The sequence below is a fragment of the Ruegeria halocynthiae genome (genome assembly GCF_000743705.1).
Classification (GTDB): Bacteria; Pseudomonadota; Alphaproteobacteria; order Rhodobacterales; family Rhodobacteraceae; genus Ruegeria; species Ruegeria halocynthiae_B.
This window is the reverse complement of the sequence record NZ_JQEZ01000003.1, coordinates 67,714-83,253: the sequence shown is the minus strand read 5'-3', so window position 1 is coordinate 83,253 and position 15,540 is coordinate 67,714. Positions and strand designations below refer to the sequence as shown.

The 15,540-nt window shown below is 58.0% G+C and carries 16 protein-coding genes; 11 read left to right on the top strand and 5 right to left on the bottom strand.

The window, feature by feature from the left end; all coding sequences use genetic code 11:
• Window positions 1-13: 13 nt before the first annotated feature.
• The 5 genes from JT51_RS11305 to queF all read left to right on the top strand — a co-directional run bounded on the left by JT51_RS11305 (window position 14) and on the right by queF (window position 3,219).
• A complete protein-coding gene (locus JT51_RS11305) occupies window positions 14-493 on the top strand; it encodes an invasion associated locus B family protein (protein ID WP_160175179.1) in 480 nt (159 codons plus the stop codon).
• A gap of 498 nt (window positions 494-991) precedes the next feature.
• On the top strand, window positions 992-1,690 hold the full coding sequence (queC, locus tag JT51_RS11300; protein ID WP_037312467.1) for a 7-cyano-7-deazaguanine synthase QueC: 699 nt from the start codon (window positions 992-994) through the stop codon (window positions 1,688-1,690).
• On the top strand, window positions 1,690-2,043 hold the full coding sequence (gene queD, locus JT51_RS11295) for a 6-carboxytetrahydropterin synthase QueD (protein WP_037312464.1): 354 nt from the start codon (window positions 1,690-1,692) through the stop codon (window positions 2,041-2,043). The genes queC and queD overlap by 1 nt, the downstream gene beginning before the upstream one ends.
• Window positions 2,040-2,741, top strand: a complete 702-nt coding sequence (gene queE / locus JT51_RS11290; protein WP_037312461.1) for a 7-carboxy-7-deazaguanine synthase QueE — start codon at window positions 2,040-2,042, stop codon at window positions 2,739-2,741. The genes queD and queE overlap by 4 nt, the downstream gene beginning before the upstream one ends.
• A 16-nt stretch (window positions 2,742-2,757) precedes the next feature.
• A complete protein-coding gene (gene queF, locus JT51_RS11285) occupies window positions 2,758-3,219 on the top strand; it encodes a preQ(1) synthase (RefSeq protein WP_037314076.1) in 462 nt (153 codons plus the stop codon).
• 168 nt (window positions 3,220-3,387) lie between these two features.
• Here queF and JT51_RS11280 read toward each other — a convergent pair whose 3' ends face one another.
• Entirely contained in the window at window positions 3,388-5,442 is a 2,055-nt protein-coding gene (locus JT51_RS11280; protein WP_081894665.1) for an alkyl/aryl-sulfatase, read from the bottom strand.
• A 242-nt stretch (window positions 5,443-5,684) separates the two neighbouring features.
• On the opposite strand from JT51_RS11280, the gene JT51_RS11275 reads away from it, so the two are divergent.
• From JT51_RS11275 to JT51_RS11265, 3 genes are all read left to right on the top strand, one after another.
• Window positions 5,685-7,364, top strand: coding sequence for a tetratricopeptide repeat protein (locus JT51_RS11275; protein ID WP_037312458.1), 1,680 nt, complete (start codon window positions 5,685-5,687; stop codon window positions 7,362-7,364).
• A gap of 267 nt (window positions 7,365-7,631) precedes the next feature.
• A complete protein-coding gene (locus JT51_RS11270) occupies window positions 7,632-7,985 on the top strand; it encodes a hypothetical protein (RefSeq protein ID WP_051927514.1) in 354 nt (117 codons plus the stop codon).
• Window positions 7,986-8,089: 104 nt separating this feature from the next.
• Window positions 8,090-8,560, top strand: a complete 471-nt coding sequence (locus tag JT51_RS11265; RefSeq protein WP_037312454.1) for a Dps family protein — start codon at window positions 8,090-8,092, stop codon at window positions 8,558-8,560.
• Window position 8,561: 1 nt separating this feature from the next.
• On the opposite strand, the gene JT51_RS11260 is transcribed toward JT51_RS11265, so the two are convergent.
• The 3 genes from JT51_RS11260 to JT51_RS11250 form a co-directional block, all read right to left on the bottom strand.
• The gene (locus JT51_RS11260; protein ID WP_037312451.1) at window positions 8,562-8,816 is read right to left on the bottom strand and encodes a DUF1289 domain-containing protein; all 255 of its coding nucleotides are present in this window, start codon (window positions 8,814-8,816) and stop codon (window positions 8,562-8,564) included.
• An 87-nt stretch (window positions 8,817-8,903) separates the two neighbouring features.
• A complete protein-coding gene (locus JT51_RS11255) occupies window positions 8,904-10,079 on the bottom strand; it encodes a sterol desaturase family protein (RefSeq protein ID WP_235216166.1) in 1,176 nt (391 codons plus the stop codon).
• Window positions 10,009-11,409 carry a DUF4856 domain-containing protein gene (locus JT51_RS11250; RefSeq protein WP_037312448.1) on the bottom strand — a complete coding sequence of 467 codons (1,401 nt, stop codon included), beginning with the start codon at window positions 11,407-11,409 and terminating at the stop codon, window positions 10,009-10,011. Before JT51_RS11250 ends, JT51_RS11255 begins: the two co-directional genes overlap by 71 nt.
• A 333-nt stretch (window positions 11,410-11,742) precedes the next feature.
• Between JT51_RS11250 and JT51_RS11245 the strand changes: the two genes are divergently transcribed.
• Window positions 11,743-12,015, top strand: a complete 273-nt coding sequence (locus JT51_RS11245) for a hypothetical protein (protein WP_037312443.1) — start codon at window positions 11,743-11,745, stop codon at window positions 12,013-12,015.
• A gap of 24 nt (window positions 12,016-12,039) precedes the next feature.
• On the opposite strand, the gene JT51_RS11240 is transcribed toward JT51_RS11245, so the two are convergent.
• Window positions 12,040-12,702, bottom strand: a complete 663-nt coding sequence (locus JT51_RS11240) for a L,D-transpeptidase (protein WP_037314069.1) — start codon at window positions 12,700-12,702, stop codon at window positions 12,040-12,042.
• A 299-nt stretch (window positions 12,703-13,001) separates the two neighbouring features.
• Here JT51_RS11240 and JT51_RS11235 point away from each other — a divergent pair, with 299 nt between their 5' ends.
• Both JT51_RS11235 and JT51_RS11230 read left to right on the top strand, forming a co-directional pair.
• Window positions 13,002-14,498, top strand: coding sequence for an ABC transporter substrate-binding protein (locus JT51_RS11235; protein WP_037312440.1), 1,497 nt, complete (start codon window positions 13,002-13,004; stop codon window positions 14,496-14,498).
• Window positions 14,499-14,589: 91 nt separating this feature from the next.
• Window positions 14,590-15,540 (top strand): ABC transporter permease, encoded by a 951-nt coding sequence (locus JT51_RS11230; RefSeq protein WP_037312438.1) that lies wholly within the window; start codon window positions 14,590-14,592, stop codon window positions 15,538-15,540.

Genomic DNA, 15,540 nt, shown 5'->3' with positions numbered 1-15,540 from the left:
GAGGGACAGCAGAATGAAAACTTGGGTATGCGCCTTGGGGGTGTCATTGGGAATGGTACAACCTCTGGCCGCGCAGCAAAGCGAGGCTCCACCGTGGTCGGTCAACTGCAGCAATCTGGTCACCGGGGGTGAGTTGGTCTGCGAAATGACCCAAAGCATTGTTCTGAGTGAAAGCAATCAGCGGCTGGCTTCTGTTGCGTTTGTAAAAACGGCCGGAAAAGACGAAGCTGAAGCCGTGCTGACCCTGCCATTCGGGCTGCTGTTTTCCGAAGGTCTGGTTGCAAAAGTCGACGATACCGAAGTCGCAAACCTGGAATTTCTGACCTGTGAGGCGCAAGGCTGTTTTGCCCGATCCGCTGTAACTTCGGAATGGATGTCAGCGATGCGTGCGGGCAATCAATTGAAGATCGAAGCCCAAAACAGTGCCAGAGAACCGATCTCGTTCGGGTTCGATTTGACAGGGTTTAGCCAGACATCTGATCTGCTGCCCTAACAACCGGGGCCGGGTGCCACCTTTGCACCCGGCTTACGATCTTCTTTTGTATTCGGATCGGTCTGCGCGAAACTTTGATCGCATTGTTAAGGCTCCTATGTGTCCTTTGATCCGTATCTATGGCGCGCCAAAGCAATTTTTCCTGCCCCGGATCGCAATTGCGATATTGTCCATATTCCACCTGCCGCGCCTTTTGGTCAGTCCCGTCGGATGCAACTCGCGAATTGTCGACCAGTGGGTTTAACCCAGAGCGGTGATACGCCCAACCAGCATTAGCGATGACTTCGTGCGGCAAGCGCATGCCCTTTTCGTGTGGCATGATTGGTCAGACGTTCTTTCAGAGCAGGTAACAAGAACGTCAAGAACAGACAATTTGGTAATTCCAACGACAATGCGTTGGCCAAAGACGGAACGCGGTATTGTGCTTGCGCCGGAAATACCGTAGCGATCCGCCCGCCGGTCGCAGCCTACCCGGTTATCAAAACAAGGACTGACAAAATGAAAACTGCTTTGGTCTGCTCCGGCGGACTGGATTCCGTTTCCCTGGCGCATGTGCTGGCGGATCAGGGTAACCTGTCGCGGTTGGTGTCGTTTGACTATGGCCAACGCCACACCAAAGAGCTGGACTTTGCCGCCGCCTGCGCCTCGCGTCTGGGTGTGCCGCATCACGTGATCGACCTGCGCTCGGTCGGGGCGTCGCTGACCGGGTCCGCGTTGACCGACGATCTTGAGGTGCCGGACGGGCATTACGAAGAAGAGACCATGAAGGTCACCGTCGTACCCAATCGAAATGCCATCATGCTGACCATCGCCTATGGCGTTGCCGCAGCGCAGGGCGATGATGCCGTGGCGGCAGCCGTCCATGGCGGCGATCACTTCATCTACCCCGATTGCCGCCCTGGTTTTACCAACGCCTTCGACACCATGCAGCGCGCGGCGCTTGCTGGGTATGCGGATGTGTCCCTGCACGTGCCTTTCGTTCATCGCACCAAGGCCGATATCGTGACCGAAGGCGCCCGGGTGAACACGCCGTTTGCGGAAACATGGTCCTGCTACAAGGGTGGCGATCTGCATTGCGGCCGCTGCGGCACCTGTGTTGAACGGCGCGAGGCGTTTGATCTGGCCGGCGTTGACGACCCAACCACCTATCAAGACCCGGATTTCTGGCGTCAGGCTGTGGAAAGGAAACAGGGCTGATGTACCGGATCACCAAGGAATTCCACTTTTCGGCCTCGCACCAGCTGACCCACCTGCCCGACGACCACCAATGCGCGCGGATGCACGGGCACAATTACATCGTCGTGGTAGAGCTGGCCGCGGCCGATCTGAACAGCGATGGGTTTGTTCGGGACTATCACGAGCTGAAACCGCTCAAGACCTATATCGACGACACCTTCGACCACCGGCACCTGAATGACGTGCTGAATTGCGTGAGCACCGCAGAAAATATGGCGCGCCATTTCTTTGACTGGTGTGCCGTGCGCTGGCCCGAGACCGCAGCGGTGAAAGTATCCGAGACCCCCAAAACCTGGGCCGAGTACCGACCATGACCCTGCGTATTGCCGAAATCTTTGGCCCTACCGTACAGGGCGAAGGCGCGCTGATCGGCCAGCCCACCGTGTTCGTGCGAACCGGAGGGTGCGATTTCCGCTGCTCGTGGTGCGACAGCCTGCACGCGGTTGACAGCGCCTTTCGCCATAATTGGGCCGCGATGGATACTGATGCCGTCTGGGCCGAGGTGCAGCGTCTGTCCGGCGGGCGGCCTCTGACCGTTTCGCTGTCCGGTGGCAATCCGGCCATTCAGGATTTCGCCCCGCTGATCCGGCGCGGCGTGGCCGAGGGGTATGGATTCGCCTGTGAAACTCAGGGGTCCGTGGCCAAACCCTGGTTCGCCGATCTGTCGATGCTTGTGCTTAGCCCAAAACCCCCCAGCAGCGGCGAGACAATGGATTGGGAGGCATTTCGGGCCTGTCTGGTTGTGCGCCCGGAAAAAACGGCGCTGAAGATCGTGATCTTTGACGACACCGATTTTGAATGGGCGCGGGACGTGGCCGCGCGTTTTCCCGATCTGCCCCTGTATCTGCAACCCGGAAACCCGGAAACGGACCCCGACCTGCCCGTTGATCTGAACCAGGCCACCGGACGGCTGGAATGGCTGATCGACAAGACCCTCGGGATCGGATGGTTCACCCCTCGTATCCTGCCCCAGCTGCATGTGCTGGTCTGGGGCAACAAACGCGGCGTCTGACCAAAAGGAGACAGACATGAGCGATATTTACAGCAACCTCACCCAGCTGGGCGGCGACACTGTCCTGCCGACCAACCCCGACGATGCGGTTCTAGAACGCGTTCAGAACCCGCAGGCCGATGTGGATTACAACGTGCGCTTTACTGCGCCGGAATTTACCTCTCTCTGCCCGATGACCGGACAGCCGGATTTTGCGCATTTGGTCATCGACTATGTGCCGGGCGAATGGCTGGTGGAAAGCAAATCCCTGAAACTGTTCCTGGGGGCTTTCCGCAATCACGGCGCCTTCCACGAGGACTGCACCATCTCGATCGCGCGCCGGTTGCAGGATTTTCTGGAACCCCGCTGGCTGCGCATCGGCGGCTATTGGTATCCGCGCGGTGGTATCCCGATTGACGTGTTCTGGCAAACCGGTGCGCTGCCCGAAGGCGTCTGGATTCCCGATCAGGGGGTTCCACCCTATCGCGGACGCGGCTGAGCTTACCGCCGTTGGGGCGGGCGTTTCCGGTGGCGCTTTGCGCAATCAAAACCCGTCACGTGTGAGCTTGGGAGACATGTCAAATCAGGCTTTGGACTGTACCAGCTAATCCGGTACCGCAGGGTCCGGGGCCAAGGCCCCGAACCGTTTTCATAAATCCAAACCGGATTAGCCGCCGTTGGAATTGGCCAGAGGCGGCTGGGCAAAGTCGTTGGACGCGGGCGTCAGATCCTGTGCGCCGGTGCCGGGCATCAACTCGAACCCGATGTCGAACTGATCCAGGGTCGAGGCCAGTTGTGTCACCACATCGACATTGCCTTCGGACTGCGCGGTCCCATCGGCCAGCATATCAACCAGCTTGCGCTCACCCGTCATGACTTTTTCCAGATCGGCGCGGTTCAGGCTGATCGACAGATCGGCGTTTTTGGCCACCTGATCAACGATATGGGTCAGGGTCGCGTTGCTCATTTCAACCACGATGTTTTCGTCCCGGTCGGGGATCGCCAGATTGATAGTGAACTCCATATCCATGGCTTTGGCGCTGTTGACGCGAATGCCCAGGAAATCCAGCCACATGCTTGTCTGCATCGCCTTGATCGTATCGGGACCGGTGGTTTCGATCGTTGCACCCTTCGGGATGCCATTACGCAGCTCATAGGCGGCACCCAGGAATGAGTTGCGGACCGAGGGGCTTTCCTTTTGGTATCCGATCTGTTCGAAGGCATCGGCCAGCAGGTCCTTGGCTTGCTGGTTCTGCGGCTCGGCATAGACCAGTTTGTTCAGGATCTCGGTCGCTTCCAGGTATTTTCCGCTGTCCACCAGTTCCTGGCCCTTGGTCAGGATCGGTTCAGCGCCACCCATCATCTCGACATACAGCGGGGCGCTGTCGGCGGGCGAAAGGGGGGTCAGAGTGGTCGGGTTGGCATCCCAATAGCCCAGATAGCGATTGATCACCGCGCGGCTGTTGTGTTCGACCGAACCGTGATAGCTGCGGGCCGCCCATTGGGCCTGCAGGCTTTGCGGCACTTCATAGACGTTGTGGACCTCGTTGACGGTCACGCCTTTGTTGGCCAGATTCAGCACCCCGTTGTTGAGGTTGGCATAGGTATCGCGCTGCGCCCGCATCACTTCTTGAATGCGGTCGTTGCCGAACCTTGGCCAAGAGTGAGAGGCGAACATCACCTCTGTCTCTTGGCCGAACTCGTACAACGCATCGTTGATGTGTTTGGACCACATCAACGCATCCCGAACCAGCGCACCGCGCAGGGTATAAATATTATGAATCGTGCCGGTGATATTCTCGGCTGCCCAGAACGCCTTGAGGTCGGGGAAATAGGTGTTCATTTCCGCCGGAGCCTCTGTCCCTGGGGTGTTCTGGAACACCATGCGCACGCCGTCGATGGTGATCTCTTCGTAATCGTCCGAGACATAGCGGGTCGGCTCGATCAAGCCGGTGGTCCCGGCCGAGATGTTCTTGCCGATCGACTGGTCGACGTGACCATAGGGGCTGCGCGGCAGCAGCACGCCGTATTGGAAAAACAGGCGACGGTTCATCACGTTACCTGCATAGACATTTTCGGACACGGCATGTTCCATGAACCCGGCAGGTGCGATGACTTCGACGCCGTTGGCCACGTCTTCGTCGGTGATCACGCCGCGCACACCGCCGTAATGATCCGCGTGCGAGTGGGAATAGATCACCGCCTTGACTGGCAGTTCCCCAACCGTGTCGTTCAGCAATTTCAGCGCCGCTGCGGCGGTTTCCTTGGACGCGAGCGGGTCAAAGATGATCCAGCCAGTTTCGCCGCGAATGAACGAAATGTTCGACAGATCGAATCCGCGCACCTGATAGATTTTGTCGTCGAGGATTTCGAACAGACCGTAGTTCATGTTCAAAATGGCCTGACGCTGCAACGAGGGGTGGATGGAATCGAATTCCTGACCTTCTTCCAGCAGGTAGTCATAGCTGCCGATGTCCCATGCAACGGTGCCGTCCTCGGTCTTGATCTGGCGATAGTCGGGCACCGCGATCAGGCCCTTGCGGCTTTCTTCAAAGTCCCGCTGATCGTCAAAGGGCAGGGTGGCGCGCAGGTTTTTCTGAATTTCGACGGTGTAATCCGACGGGAGCTTGCCCTTGGGGTCGAAATGTTCCTGCGCAGAGGTAACGCTGGCGGTCAGCGCCAGCAGGGCGGTGGTCAAAAACAGAATGTTTCGGCGTGCCATATGTAAACGGTTCCTATCGAAGGGGTTTAAATGCGAATTCGGCGCAGGGGCCTCGGCGGGGCGAGCCACGAGGGTCAAACCCGTCCCGCCGGGCTGACCGATGCGGCCAGCGGTTTGGCCCTCATAGCCACAGAATTCGGCCGCGGAAGTGCAAACATGTTGCTACATGGAATGAAACCACTGTAAGAACCTGCGCAATGCAGTGTTTTTACCGGCTTTTTGCCGGAACAGGGTGATTTCAGGTGACTCCTTCCGAAGGTGAAATTCGCGCGCAGGTGCAGCGCCTTCTGGCGCATCCCGACTTTGCGGCGACACCCAAACGCCGGGCCTTTCTCGGCTATATCGTCGAAGAATATCTGGCCGGGCGGGCCGATCAGATCAAAGGCGTATCCATCGCCATGTCGGTGTTTGACCGGGATGCAAGTTTCGACCAGCAGATAGACCCGATCGTCCGGCTTGAGGCGCGGCGCCTGCGACAGGACATTGACGGCTATTACGCCGGGGCCGGGCGCAACGATCCGCTGCGCCTGTCCATTCCCAAGGGCGGCTATGCGCCCCGTTTCGAACCTGTGCCGCAGACACAGCCAACATCGGCGGAACCCTCTTCCGAAGCTGGGCGGCGGTATGGTCCCGTCGTGCTGATTGGTGCGGTGGTTCTGGTGCTGGCCGGATTGTTCTGGGGCCTGTTTCATTTGCGCGACACCCGCGCCGCATTTAATCCGGACATGCCCAAGGGGCCGGTGGTGGCTGTGCTGCCCATCGAAACACTGGGCGACGGGCCTGCGTATTTCGCCGATGGCCTGACGCAGCAACTGACCTCGGAATTGATCAGGTTTCGCGATATCTGGGTATTGCCGCTTGGCAGCACCCGGCGGTTTGCCAGCGGCGATATCGACACCCAGCTTCTGCGATCCGAATTCGGTGCCGATTTCGCGTTAGAGGGCAGCGTGATGGAGACAGGAGATACTCTGCGTCTGTCAGCCCGTCTGATTGACCTGAAGGATCAGCGTTATGCCTGGGTCCAAAGCTATACGATTGGCAATACCTCGCGCGAAATCTATGCCGTTCAGGACAGCGTCATCCGCGATGTGGTCGGTAAGCTGGCCGGAAAATACGGCCTGCTGACACAAGAGGCGATGCGCGATGCCATCCGCACCCCACCCGACAGTCGTGATGCCTATGATTGCGTGCTTGGGTATTACAGCTATCAGATCAACATCGACCTGACTCGCCACGCAGAGGTCAAATCCTGCATTTTGGGTGCGCTGGAGAAGTCCCCCAATTATGCCGAGGCCTGGGCCGTGCTGTCGAACCTGTATCTTCAGCAAATCCGATTTCGTCTGGGCGGTGACCAAACGCAGGTTCTGGGTGCGGCCGAGACTGCGGCGCGGCGGGCAGTGGGAATCGATCCAAACCTTGCGGCGGGTCATTTGATGTTGGCGAACGTGCGGTTTGCCCGGGGTGACATCGCAGGGTTTCGAGAGGCCGGGCAGCGGGCGATGGCCCTCAACCCCAACGATACCGCTATTCTGGCGCATTACGGGATGCGGTTGGCCTTTAGCGGCGATTGGAACGAGGGTCTGGCCATTGTCGACAGGGCAATTGCCCTGAACCCGGTGCATCCTCAGTGGTATCGTTTTCCGCAGGTATTCTACCTGTTCGATCAGGGCGCGTATCCGGCGGCGCTGACGCAGTTGGACCAAATCGACATGCCCAATTTCTTTTGGACCCATCTGTGGCGCGCCGCGCTGAATGCGGAACTGGGAAACCATTCGGACGCCCGCGCCGCTTTGGAGGAATTGTTGCTGCGCCGCCCGGAGTTTGCCGTCGAGGCAACAAGCGTTCTTTCCATCTGGCAATTGAACACAGAGTATCAGCGCAAGTTGATCGACAGCCTGCAAAAGGCCGGGTTGCAGCCTTAACCCAACAGCAGGTGCCGTTTGGAATCGCACACTTGGGGGTGGCCGGGGAGTGTGTATTCCACCATTTTTCCAAAGAGTGGTAGGCGTCCAACCTCTGTGATCAGCCCTTGCCTCACATATACCTTACAACTATTGTCGGATTAATGACGGGCATCTATATACTGTCTGATAGAAAACAAGCGGTCCAACATCATGCAGGCAGTCAGTTTCCAATGCACAGAACATCCTTGTGCCCCGCCTCGTTCACCGTTGGCAGATCGGTCCTGGATGATCATCAATCACCTGCGAATGGTGGCCCTGAAATGCCGGTCTGCGGCGCGGGTCGATCTGGATCAAGCCTGCGCCCTGCTTCTAGCCGATCCGGCGGATGCACAGATGCGCCATGCCGAAACGTTGATGCGGGGCTTTCGGCAAGCTGTCACGCAAAGACCGGTCTTCTTTCGCCCCGGCACAGATGAGCTGTCCTTTGACGAAGCCTGGCTGGGCCGTCTGTTCGAGGCTGTCGAGCGTGAAGATGATGACAGTTTCCGCTTTCTCATTCAGTCCCGCGTTCCGCGCTGGACCCAACGAAACCTGGCGTTTCTGATCCGGTCTATTTCCGAGGAATTCCATCGGATTTAGAATAATTCTAAAAAGTACTTGGATTCTTTTTCTGATCCTCTAAATATGGGTCAAGCCGCTGTTATTAGAGCAGTTTATTAACCACAGAACCAAAGGTGATTCCAATGACCCAGACCGCTGTTGACCTGACAACCGACTCGCGTGCCGCGATTGCGGAAGCTCTGAACCAATCCGTTGCTGAAACCGCAGTGACCACCATGCTGGCCCAGAACTTTCACTGGAACGTGACGGGAATGGGGTTTGGCCCGCTGCATGATCTGTTCCAGAAAATCTATGAAGACCATTTTGTCGCGCAGGATGATCTGGCCGAGCGCGTCAAGGCGCTGGACGCCCACGCCGAGGGTACATTGGCGGGAATGCTGAAACGCTCGAAGGTCAGCGAGCATGAAGGTGACGCATCCGACAAAGAGATGATCAAGATGATGCTGGATGCGCAGGTCACATTGGCCGCGACACTGGCCGGAGCCGGAGAGCTGGCAGCTGAACATGGCGACACCCTGACCGAGGATCTGTGCATCAGCCGTGGCCAGACCCACGAAAAATTCGCGTGGTTCCTGCGCTCTCACCTGCGTTGAATTAGTCTGCCAGGGTGAATTTCACCTTGGCTTTCTTCTTTTTCAGTTTTTTCAGATAGGCCGGTCCCCAATGGGTGTACCGGCCCATTGAATCCTGCTGACCGATCAGCATCTCAACAAATGCCTCTTGATGGTCGGGCCGTTTGATCGACTTGAACAGCTTCTTCTGGCTTTTGGTCATCGAGCAGCCAATGCAATGGCCTTCGCGGCGGAACTTGCACACGTCAATACAGGGTGACGGGACTTTCTTGCTCATCAAGGGAACTCGCGGAAAAGGCTGGTGATTGATGCGGTGTCAAACGCTTTTGTGGTCGAACTGCGCCCGGTTGTCGAGGTGTGTAGGTCAACCAGGGTCTGTTCTTGCCACAGCCGGGATGGGTTTGTCCCGACCTGATGCCGCAGAATTCCTGGCGGCTTGGGGGCGCAGACGTTCGTGCAGCCTGCGTGCCCTGCGGCGAAGATACCGGGCCATGTCGCCAAACGGGCGGAAATAGATATCGAGCAGGCGCGAGGGGTGCGCCTCGGACGCTTTCAGGCCGAACTTCAGTTTCCGGCCCTGTTCGGACAGGTGAAGCGATCCAAACATCCAATCCCAGACCGCAAAGGCCACCCCAAAGTTCTTGTCGTGATGTTCACGCGCGATGGAGTGATGCACTTGATGCTGTGCAGGAGAGATCAACAGATGCTCTAGCCACCGCCAGTACCGGATCGAGATATGCGAATGCCGCAGGTTGGACCCGGTGACGTGGAACACAAACGACAGGATGTTGACGCCCAGAACGGTATGCAGATCCACCGCATTGCCGAAGAAAAACAGAAAGCTTGCCATCACGGTGCCCTGCGCCACAGCCGCGCGCAGCCCGTACAGCACCCCTTCCAAAGGGTGAACACGATAGACGGTGATCGGTGTCATCGTCTCGGCGGAATGGTGGACCTTGTGGATGGCCCACAGCAGCGGCCAGCGGTGCATCCAGCGATGCATAAGATATTTGGTAAGATCGTCGACGACAAAGATTGTGGCCGTGAACAGCGCGATGATCACACCTTTGGGGGTGCCTGCGAACAGGCCGCGTTGCAGGAAATCCACGTCATGCAAGGCATAGTACAGAGCGGTCGCAATCGCCAATTGCGACACAAGCAGCGGCGATATGAACATGGTAAACACGCGGTTGATCACAAAAATCTTGTAATCCGCCAGAGAGGATGCCGAAAACAGCACCTTGCGATCAAAGACCTCATGCAAGGCTGCACGGATCGACGCCCGGCGGACCGCAACCAGCCAGACCAGCGCAATCAGGATCGTCAAAAGCAGATACCCAAAGAAGACGCGCTTCTTTGGGTTTGAAAAGTCAGCAAAGACCGATCCTATGTGATCCAGAATTTCCAATGGTCGCCTTTCGGCAAAGCCCCGGCGACCCGATGGCCGCCGGGTTGGTATGGTGTATGCCTTAGTCGCTTTCAGCGGATTCGGTGGTGCCCAGCTTTTCAGCCAGCGCCGCCAGATCAGCCGTTGCATCATTGGCGCGGCTTTCGATGCCAAAGGTGTCGATCAGCAGTTTCTGAACCTTCAGCATGTTGACCTGATAGTCATCCAGCGTCATCTCGCGGTCACGAACAAAGTTGCCGCCCGCATCGATGTCCGACACCATCTTGCCATCGGGCATCGCCGGGCCAAAGCCGATCAGCCAGTTCATGTCGATCGCAGCCGCACCCAGGTTGTTCTTGCCCGATTGCAGCGCCATCGAAAAGCCTTTCAGCTCACCCCAGTGCTTGACATAGTTGCGCAGGGCCTTGTCGCTGTCTTCACCGGATTTGATCTTGTCGATATCCTTGTAGACCGAACCGGCATATTTGAACGTGGCCTCGGCCAGAGTCTTTTCCCAGTTGGTTTCGATGATATCGGCATAGTTCTTCAGCTCGGCACGCTGCGCGTCGGTCAGCGCCTCGCCATTGGCCGATGCGATCAGCGCACGGCCGTCGCGGAAGGCGTTGAAAATGGTGACCATATATTGGGTGTTCTTGTTGCCACCCTTGTCGGCACCGGCGGCGTAATAGGCCGGGCCAAAGACCATTTCGGTTTTCAGATCGATGACGTCATCGCCATTGGCGTCGGCTGCGGCCAGGTCTTTCTGCTTGGACACGGCATAGTTCTGCTCGGGCGACAGGCTGACCGAGTGCGCCGCAGCACCGAAGTAACCGAACGCCTCATCCCAGGAATGTTCCTTGCCAGTGTAATGCGCGCCTTCTTTATACGGCTTGTCGTTGGGCTTGGTGCCTGCTTCCAGCTTTTCGTCCAGATAATTGTCGACAGCCTGATTGTAAGCCATCGCGCCCAGCGTGAATTTTGAGATCAGCTGACCCCAGTCCATTCCGTTCACCGGATCATACCCCTGGTTTGAAGCCGCTGCCAGGTTGATCATTTGCAGTGCCACGTCGACACCCGATTTGTTGCCCGGCCATGCGGTCATCGCGCCGTTGTAGAATTTGCCCGAGATGTTCTTGCCTTTGGAAATCTCATTCACAGTCGCCTGCTTGACTGGAAAGCCGTCTTTGGACGCAGGGGCGATGATAGCCAGGTCTTCATCGGAGCCGTTGAAATAGGCCAGCATCAGCGCTTCGACCTCGGCCGCGTTGTGACCGCCGTCGCCTTTGCCTGCCGCTTTCTTCAGGCTGTCATGCAGCACGTGACGCGCGATCTGACCGGAATAGGAAACCGAGTTGGTCTTGTCGCCCTCATACCCTTTCACAGTGACAGGGAACGGACCATAGGCCTGATCGGCAAGTGCCGCACCGCTTAGCAGTGTTGAAAGGACGATTGCGGTTGTAAGGTTCAGTTTGGATTTCAGCATCGGGGTCCTCGTTCTTATCCGACTATTTGAATCGGAAATAATTTCCTGATGCTTTTAGTCAGCTAAATGAGGTGCGAGTCAAGGTGATTTAATGTCCTTTGGCCCCAACTCATGCCATTGGGTGCAGAAACGACGGGTTACATGGCTGTATCCGGACGAAATCACGCTTCCGCGATAACGTCACGCACCCCCTGGAAGGTCAAACGGCTCCCCCGCAGTTCGCCGTTGTTCTGCCCATCTCTGACCTCGGGTCGGCGTCATTTTGCCTTGCGGGTCATCAGTGCGGATGCAACCTTTCCAACAGGGATTCGTAATCGAGGTCGAAACGACTTTATGCCGAAACATATTCTTATCGCTGTCGCAGGGCTGTCGCTTGCAGCCGGGTGTACTGATCAATGGTCTGGGGCTGGTGGGTCTGCAAACAGAATTGGAAACCTGCCGGAATCTGTTGTCGCTCTGGCTGCGCCGGGGCAGGATCTGACGACCGCGCGCCTTGTGCCCGAGGACAACTGTTTTTGGTACGAGCACAGCGGGCCGGTTGAAACAACGCTGGTCCCGTTGCGTGCCGCAAGCGGCGGCCCGATTTGCGCGGTACGCGAAGCGTAACTGCCACCCGTGGTTTCCTGATATCTAAGTGCGAGCGGTGGGGCTGTTGTCGGCCGGGTACAGATATGCGGTCGCGCCCACTTTGACGGTCGGGTACAGATCGTTGATGTGGGCCATGATCATCCGCACACAGCCTGAACTTGCACGACCCCCGATGCTTTTGGGTTGCGGAGTTCCGTGAATCCTCAGGTATGTGTCGCGGTTTCCGACGTACAGATACAGCGCCCTGGACCCCAGCGCATTCTTTGGCCCGGGTTTCATCCCGTCTTTGAATTCCGCATACTCCGGGTTGCGCTTGATCATCGACGCTGTTGGTGTCCAGCGTGGCCATTTGGCCTTGCGCCGGATGTCATAGGTTCCCGGCTCGTACAGATTGCCACGGGCGATGGCCACGCCATAGCGCATCGCCGTGCCGCCGTCTTCGATAAGGTAGAGGTACCGCGCGACCGCATCGACGTGAATGTCGCCGGGCACCAGACCCTCATTTGCGTTGACCCGCCGTGGCAAAAAGCGGTCATGCACACCCCACGGGTTGGATGTGGCGGCATTATACCCGGGCGGGGTGACCTGCGCATCCCAGGATGCCCTTTGCGAACCGGTCGGTGCACTGTTTGCCAACAGCGGGCTGGATATCGACGCTGAAAACAGCGCGGTGGTTGTCTGAATGAAATGGCGTCTTGTCAGCATGGTTCTGATCCAGGTTTTCAATCACGTTTCATGGCCCTATCGGCCCTGCGGTCAAAGTCCCAGCATAGCGTGTTTATCCGATGGTGCTTCAACTGGTTTTCCCAACACGGGAAATATAGCGACAACCTGTGTCCCTTGTGCCCGCATCCATTTGACCCTTTGGCTGCGCGGGCTAATGCGCGACGTCATCATAGTTTCAGCAAAGTGACATGAATCCGTTACCATCGACACCTAATGGCCATGCACCGGATGGGAGCGCACTCCTCAAGCCTCCCCGATTTTCACCTGAAGGCAACGACATGAAAAAATCTCTCCTGCTCTCGGCCGCCATTGCCGTGCTTGGCGCTGCGGCACCAGCTGAAACGCTGCGCATTCCCCATGAGCTGGGCTATGGCGGGTCCGAGTCCATGGACCCGATCTCGCCCCAACGGTTTTATGAGGCGATCCAGAACGTCTATTCCCGCCTGGTGCGTCAGGGCGACGATGGCCGTCCCTCGGCCGATCTGGCGCTGAGCTGGGAGGCAACCCCGGACGCCCGCGAATGGACCTTTAACCTGCGCCCGGACGTGACCTTTCACAACGCCAATGCCTTCACCGCCGAAGATGTCGCGTTTTCGCTGATGCGCACCCAGTCTGAGGCCATCGACAGCCCCACCAAGGGCGTGATGGAGGTGATTGACCGCGTCGAGGTGATTGATCCGCTGACCGTCAAGGTCGTTCTGAAACAATCCCACGCCGATTTCCCGCTGCTGGTCATGGATTACCGGATCAGGATGCTGGATGCAGAAACCTGCGGTAACGATCTGGACGCCCTGTGTGAAAGCGGCGTTGGCACCGGCCCGTTCCAGATGGTGGATTTCGATCCGCTGGGCACCACCACCTTTACGCGGTTCGACAACTATTACGGCGGCACCGTCGGCACCGAGAACCTTGAGCTGATCGCCATCGCCGATCAGGATGCGCGGGTGGCCGCGCTGCAAGCCGGGCAGATCGACTTTATCTATGCGCTATCGGCCGAGCAGGTTCCGCTGTTTGCCAACAACCCGAACTTCACCGTTCAGTCGGTCCCGACCGGTCGTTGGGTGGGTCTGGTGATGAACACGCAGATTGAACCGCTCAATGACCCGCGCGTGCGTAAGGCGATCCGCATGTCGGCTGATCGCGATGCTCTGGGCAAGCTGGTTTACGGCAAGGATGGCTATATCACCTCGTGCGACCACCCCGTCTGGTCCGGCGACCAGTACCGCGCCGAGATCGACTGCCCCCGCGACATCGAAGGTGCCAAGGCGCTGCTGGCCGAGGCTGGCTATGCTGATGGTCTGACGGTCGAGCTGTTCGTGTCCGACATTTCCGAAGGGGCCGTGAAAATGGCCGAAGTTCTGCAAAATCAGGCCAAGGATGCGGGCATCACCATCGAACTGGTTCCGGCCCCGGCGGACGGATATTGGGGCGATGTGTGGATGAAAGAACCCTTCTTTGCCACCGGTTGGTCGCAACGCCCGGCAGACCAGATCCTGAACGAGGCCTACCGCTCGTCCGCGACCTGGAATGAAACCGCCTGGACCAGCCCCGATTTTGACGCCAAGCTTGACGCGGCCCGGTCTGAACTGGATTTCGACAAGCGCAAGGCGCTGTATGGCGAACTGCAGAAAGAGCTTTGGGAAAACGGTGGGTCCTTCATCCCGGTACACCTGAACACCGTGCGCGCGTTCAGCGCGAAGCTGTCGGGCGTTCAGCCGGTCGAGGATTTCTCGATCCGTTATGAAGGCATCGCAAAGTCCGGCTCGGACTCGTAATTGCGGCGGACCGGTGGTCCGATCTCTTTTGGTGCGGCCTGTTGTTCAAAACAGGCCGCGCTGCCATTTGACTGAAAAATAGGGTCAGCCCATGCCATCCCTGATACTGCGCCGCATTGGTTTTGCGGCGTTCACCATCGCCTTTGTGTCGATGATCATGTTCGCCGCCGTCGAGGCCCTGCCGGGCAATGTCTGCACCTCATTTCTGCAACGTTTTGCCCAGGGGCCGCGGCTAGAGCGCTGCATCGAGCAACAGGGGCTGGATCGTCCGGCGCTGGTCCGCTACGGCGAGTGGGTGTCGGGGGCTGTGCAGGGTGACTTTGGCTATTCCCTGAAGAAACGCAAACCGATCAACGAGTTGATCCGGGAAAGGTTCCGTAACACGGCGCTATTGGGGGGGATCGCCGCACTGATCGCCATTCCGCTGGCAATTTTTCTTGGAATAGTCGCCGGGGTTCGGCGCGACAGGCCATTGGATCTGTCGCTGTCGGGTGCGGCGATGCTGGCAATGACGATCCCCGAATTCGTGACCGCGACGGCGCTGATTTATGTCTTTGCCATCACGCTGCAATGGTTCCCGGCGGTAACCATTCTGCCACCCAACGCGGGGCTGATGCAGATGCTGCCCAACATCGTGCTGCCGGTATTGGTGTTAAGCGCGGTTCTGATCGCGCATATCATGCGGATGATGCGCGCCAGCGTGATCGACGTGATGACCAGTGATTATGTGCAGATGGCGCGTCTGAAAGGCGTGCCCGAGCGTCAGATCATCCGCAAACACGTCGTTCCCAACGCGATGATCCCGGCGCTGAACGTGATCGCGTTGACCATCGCCTGGCTGCTGGCCGGTGTGGTCGTTGTGGAAAAGGTCTTCAATTATCCCGGTCTGGGCACCTTGATGATCCAGGCCATCTTTGACCGCGATCTGCCGCTGGTTCAGGCCATCGCGCTGATCTTCTCGGTCATTTACGTGGGCGTCAATCTGCTGGCCGATCTGGCCGCACTGGCGCTGGACCCGCGCCTGCGCCGGAAAGGACACTGA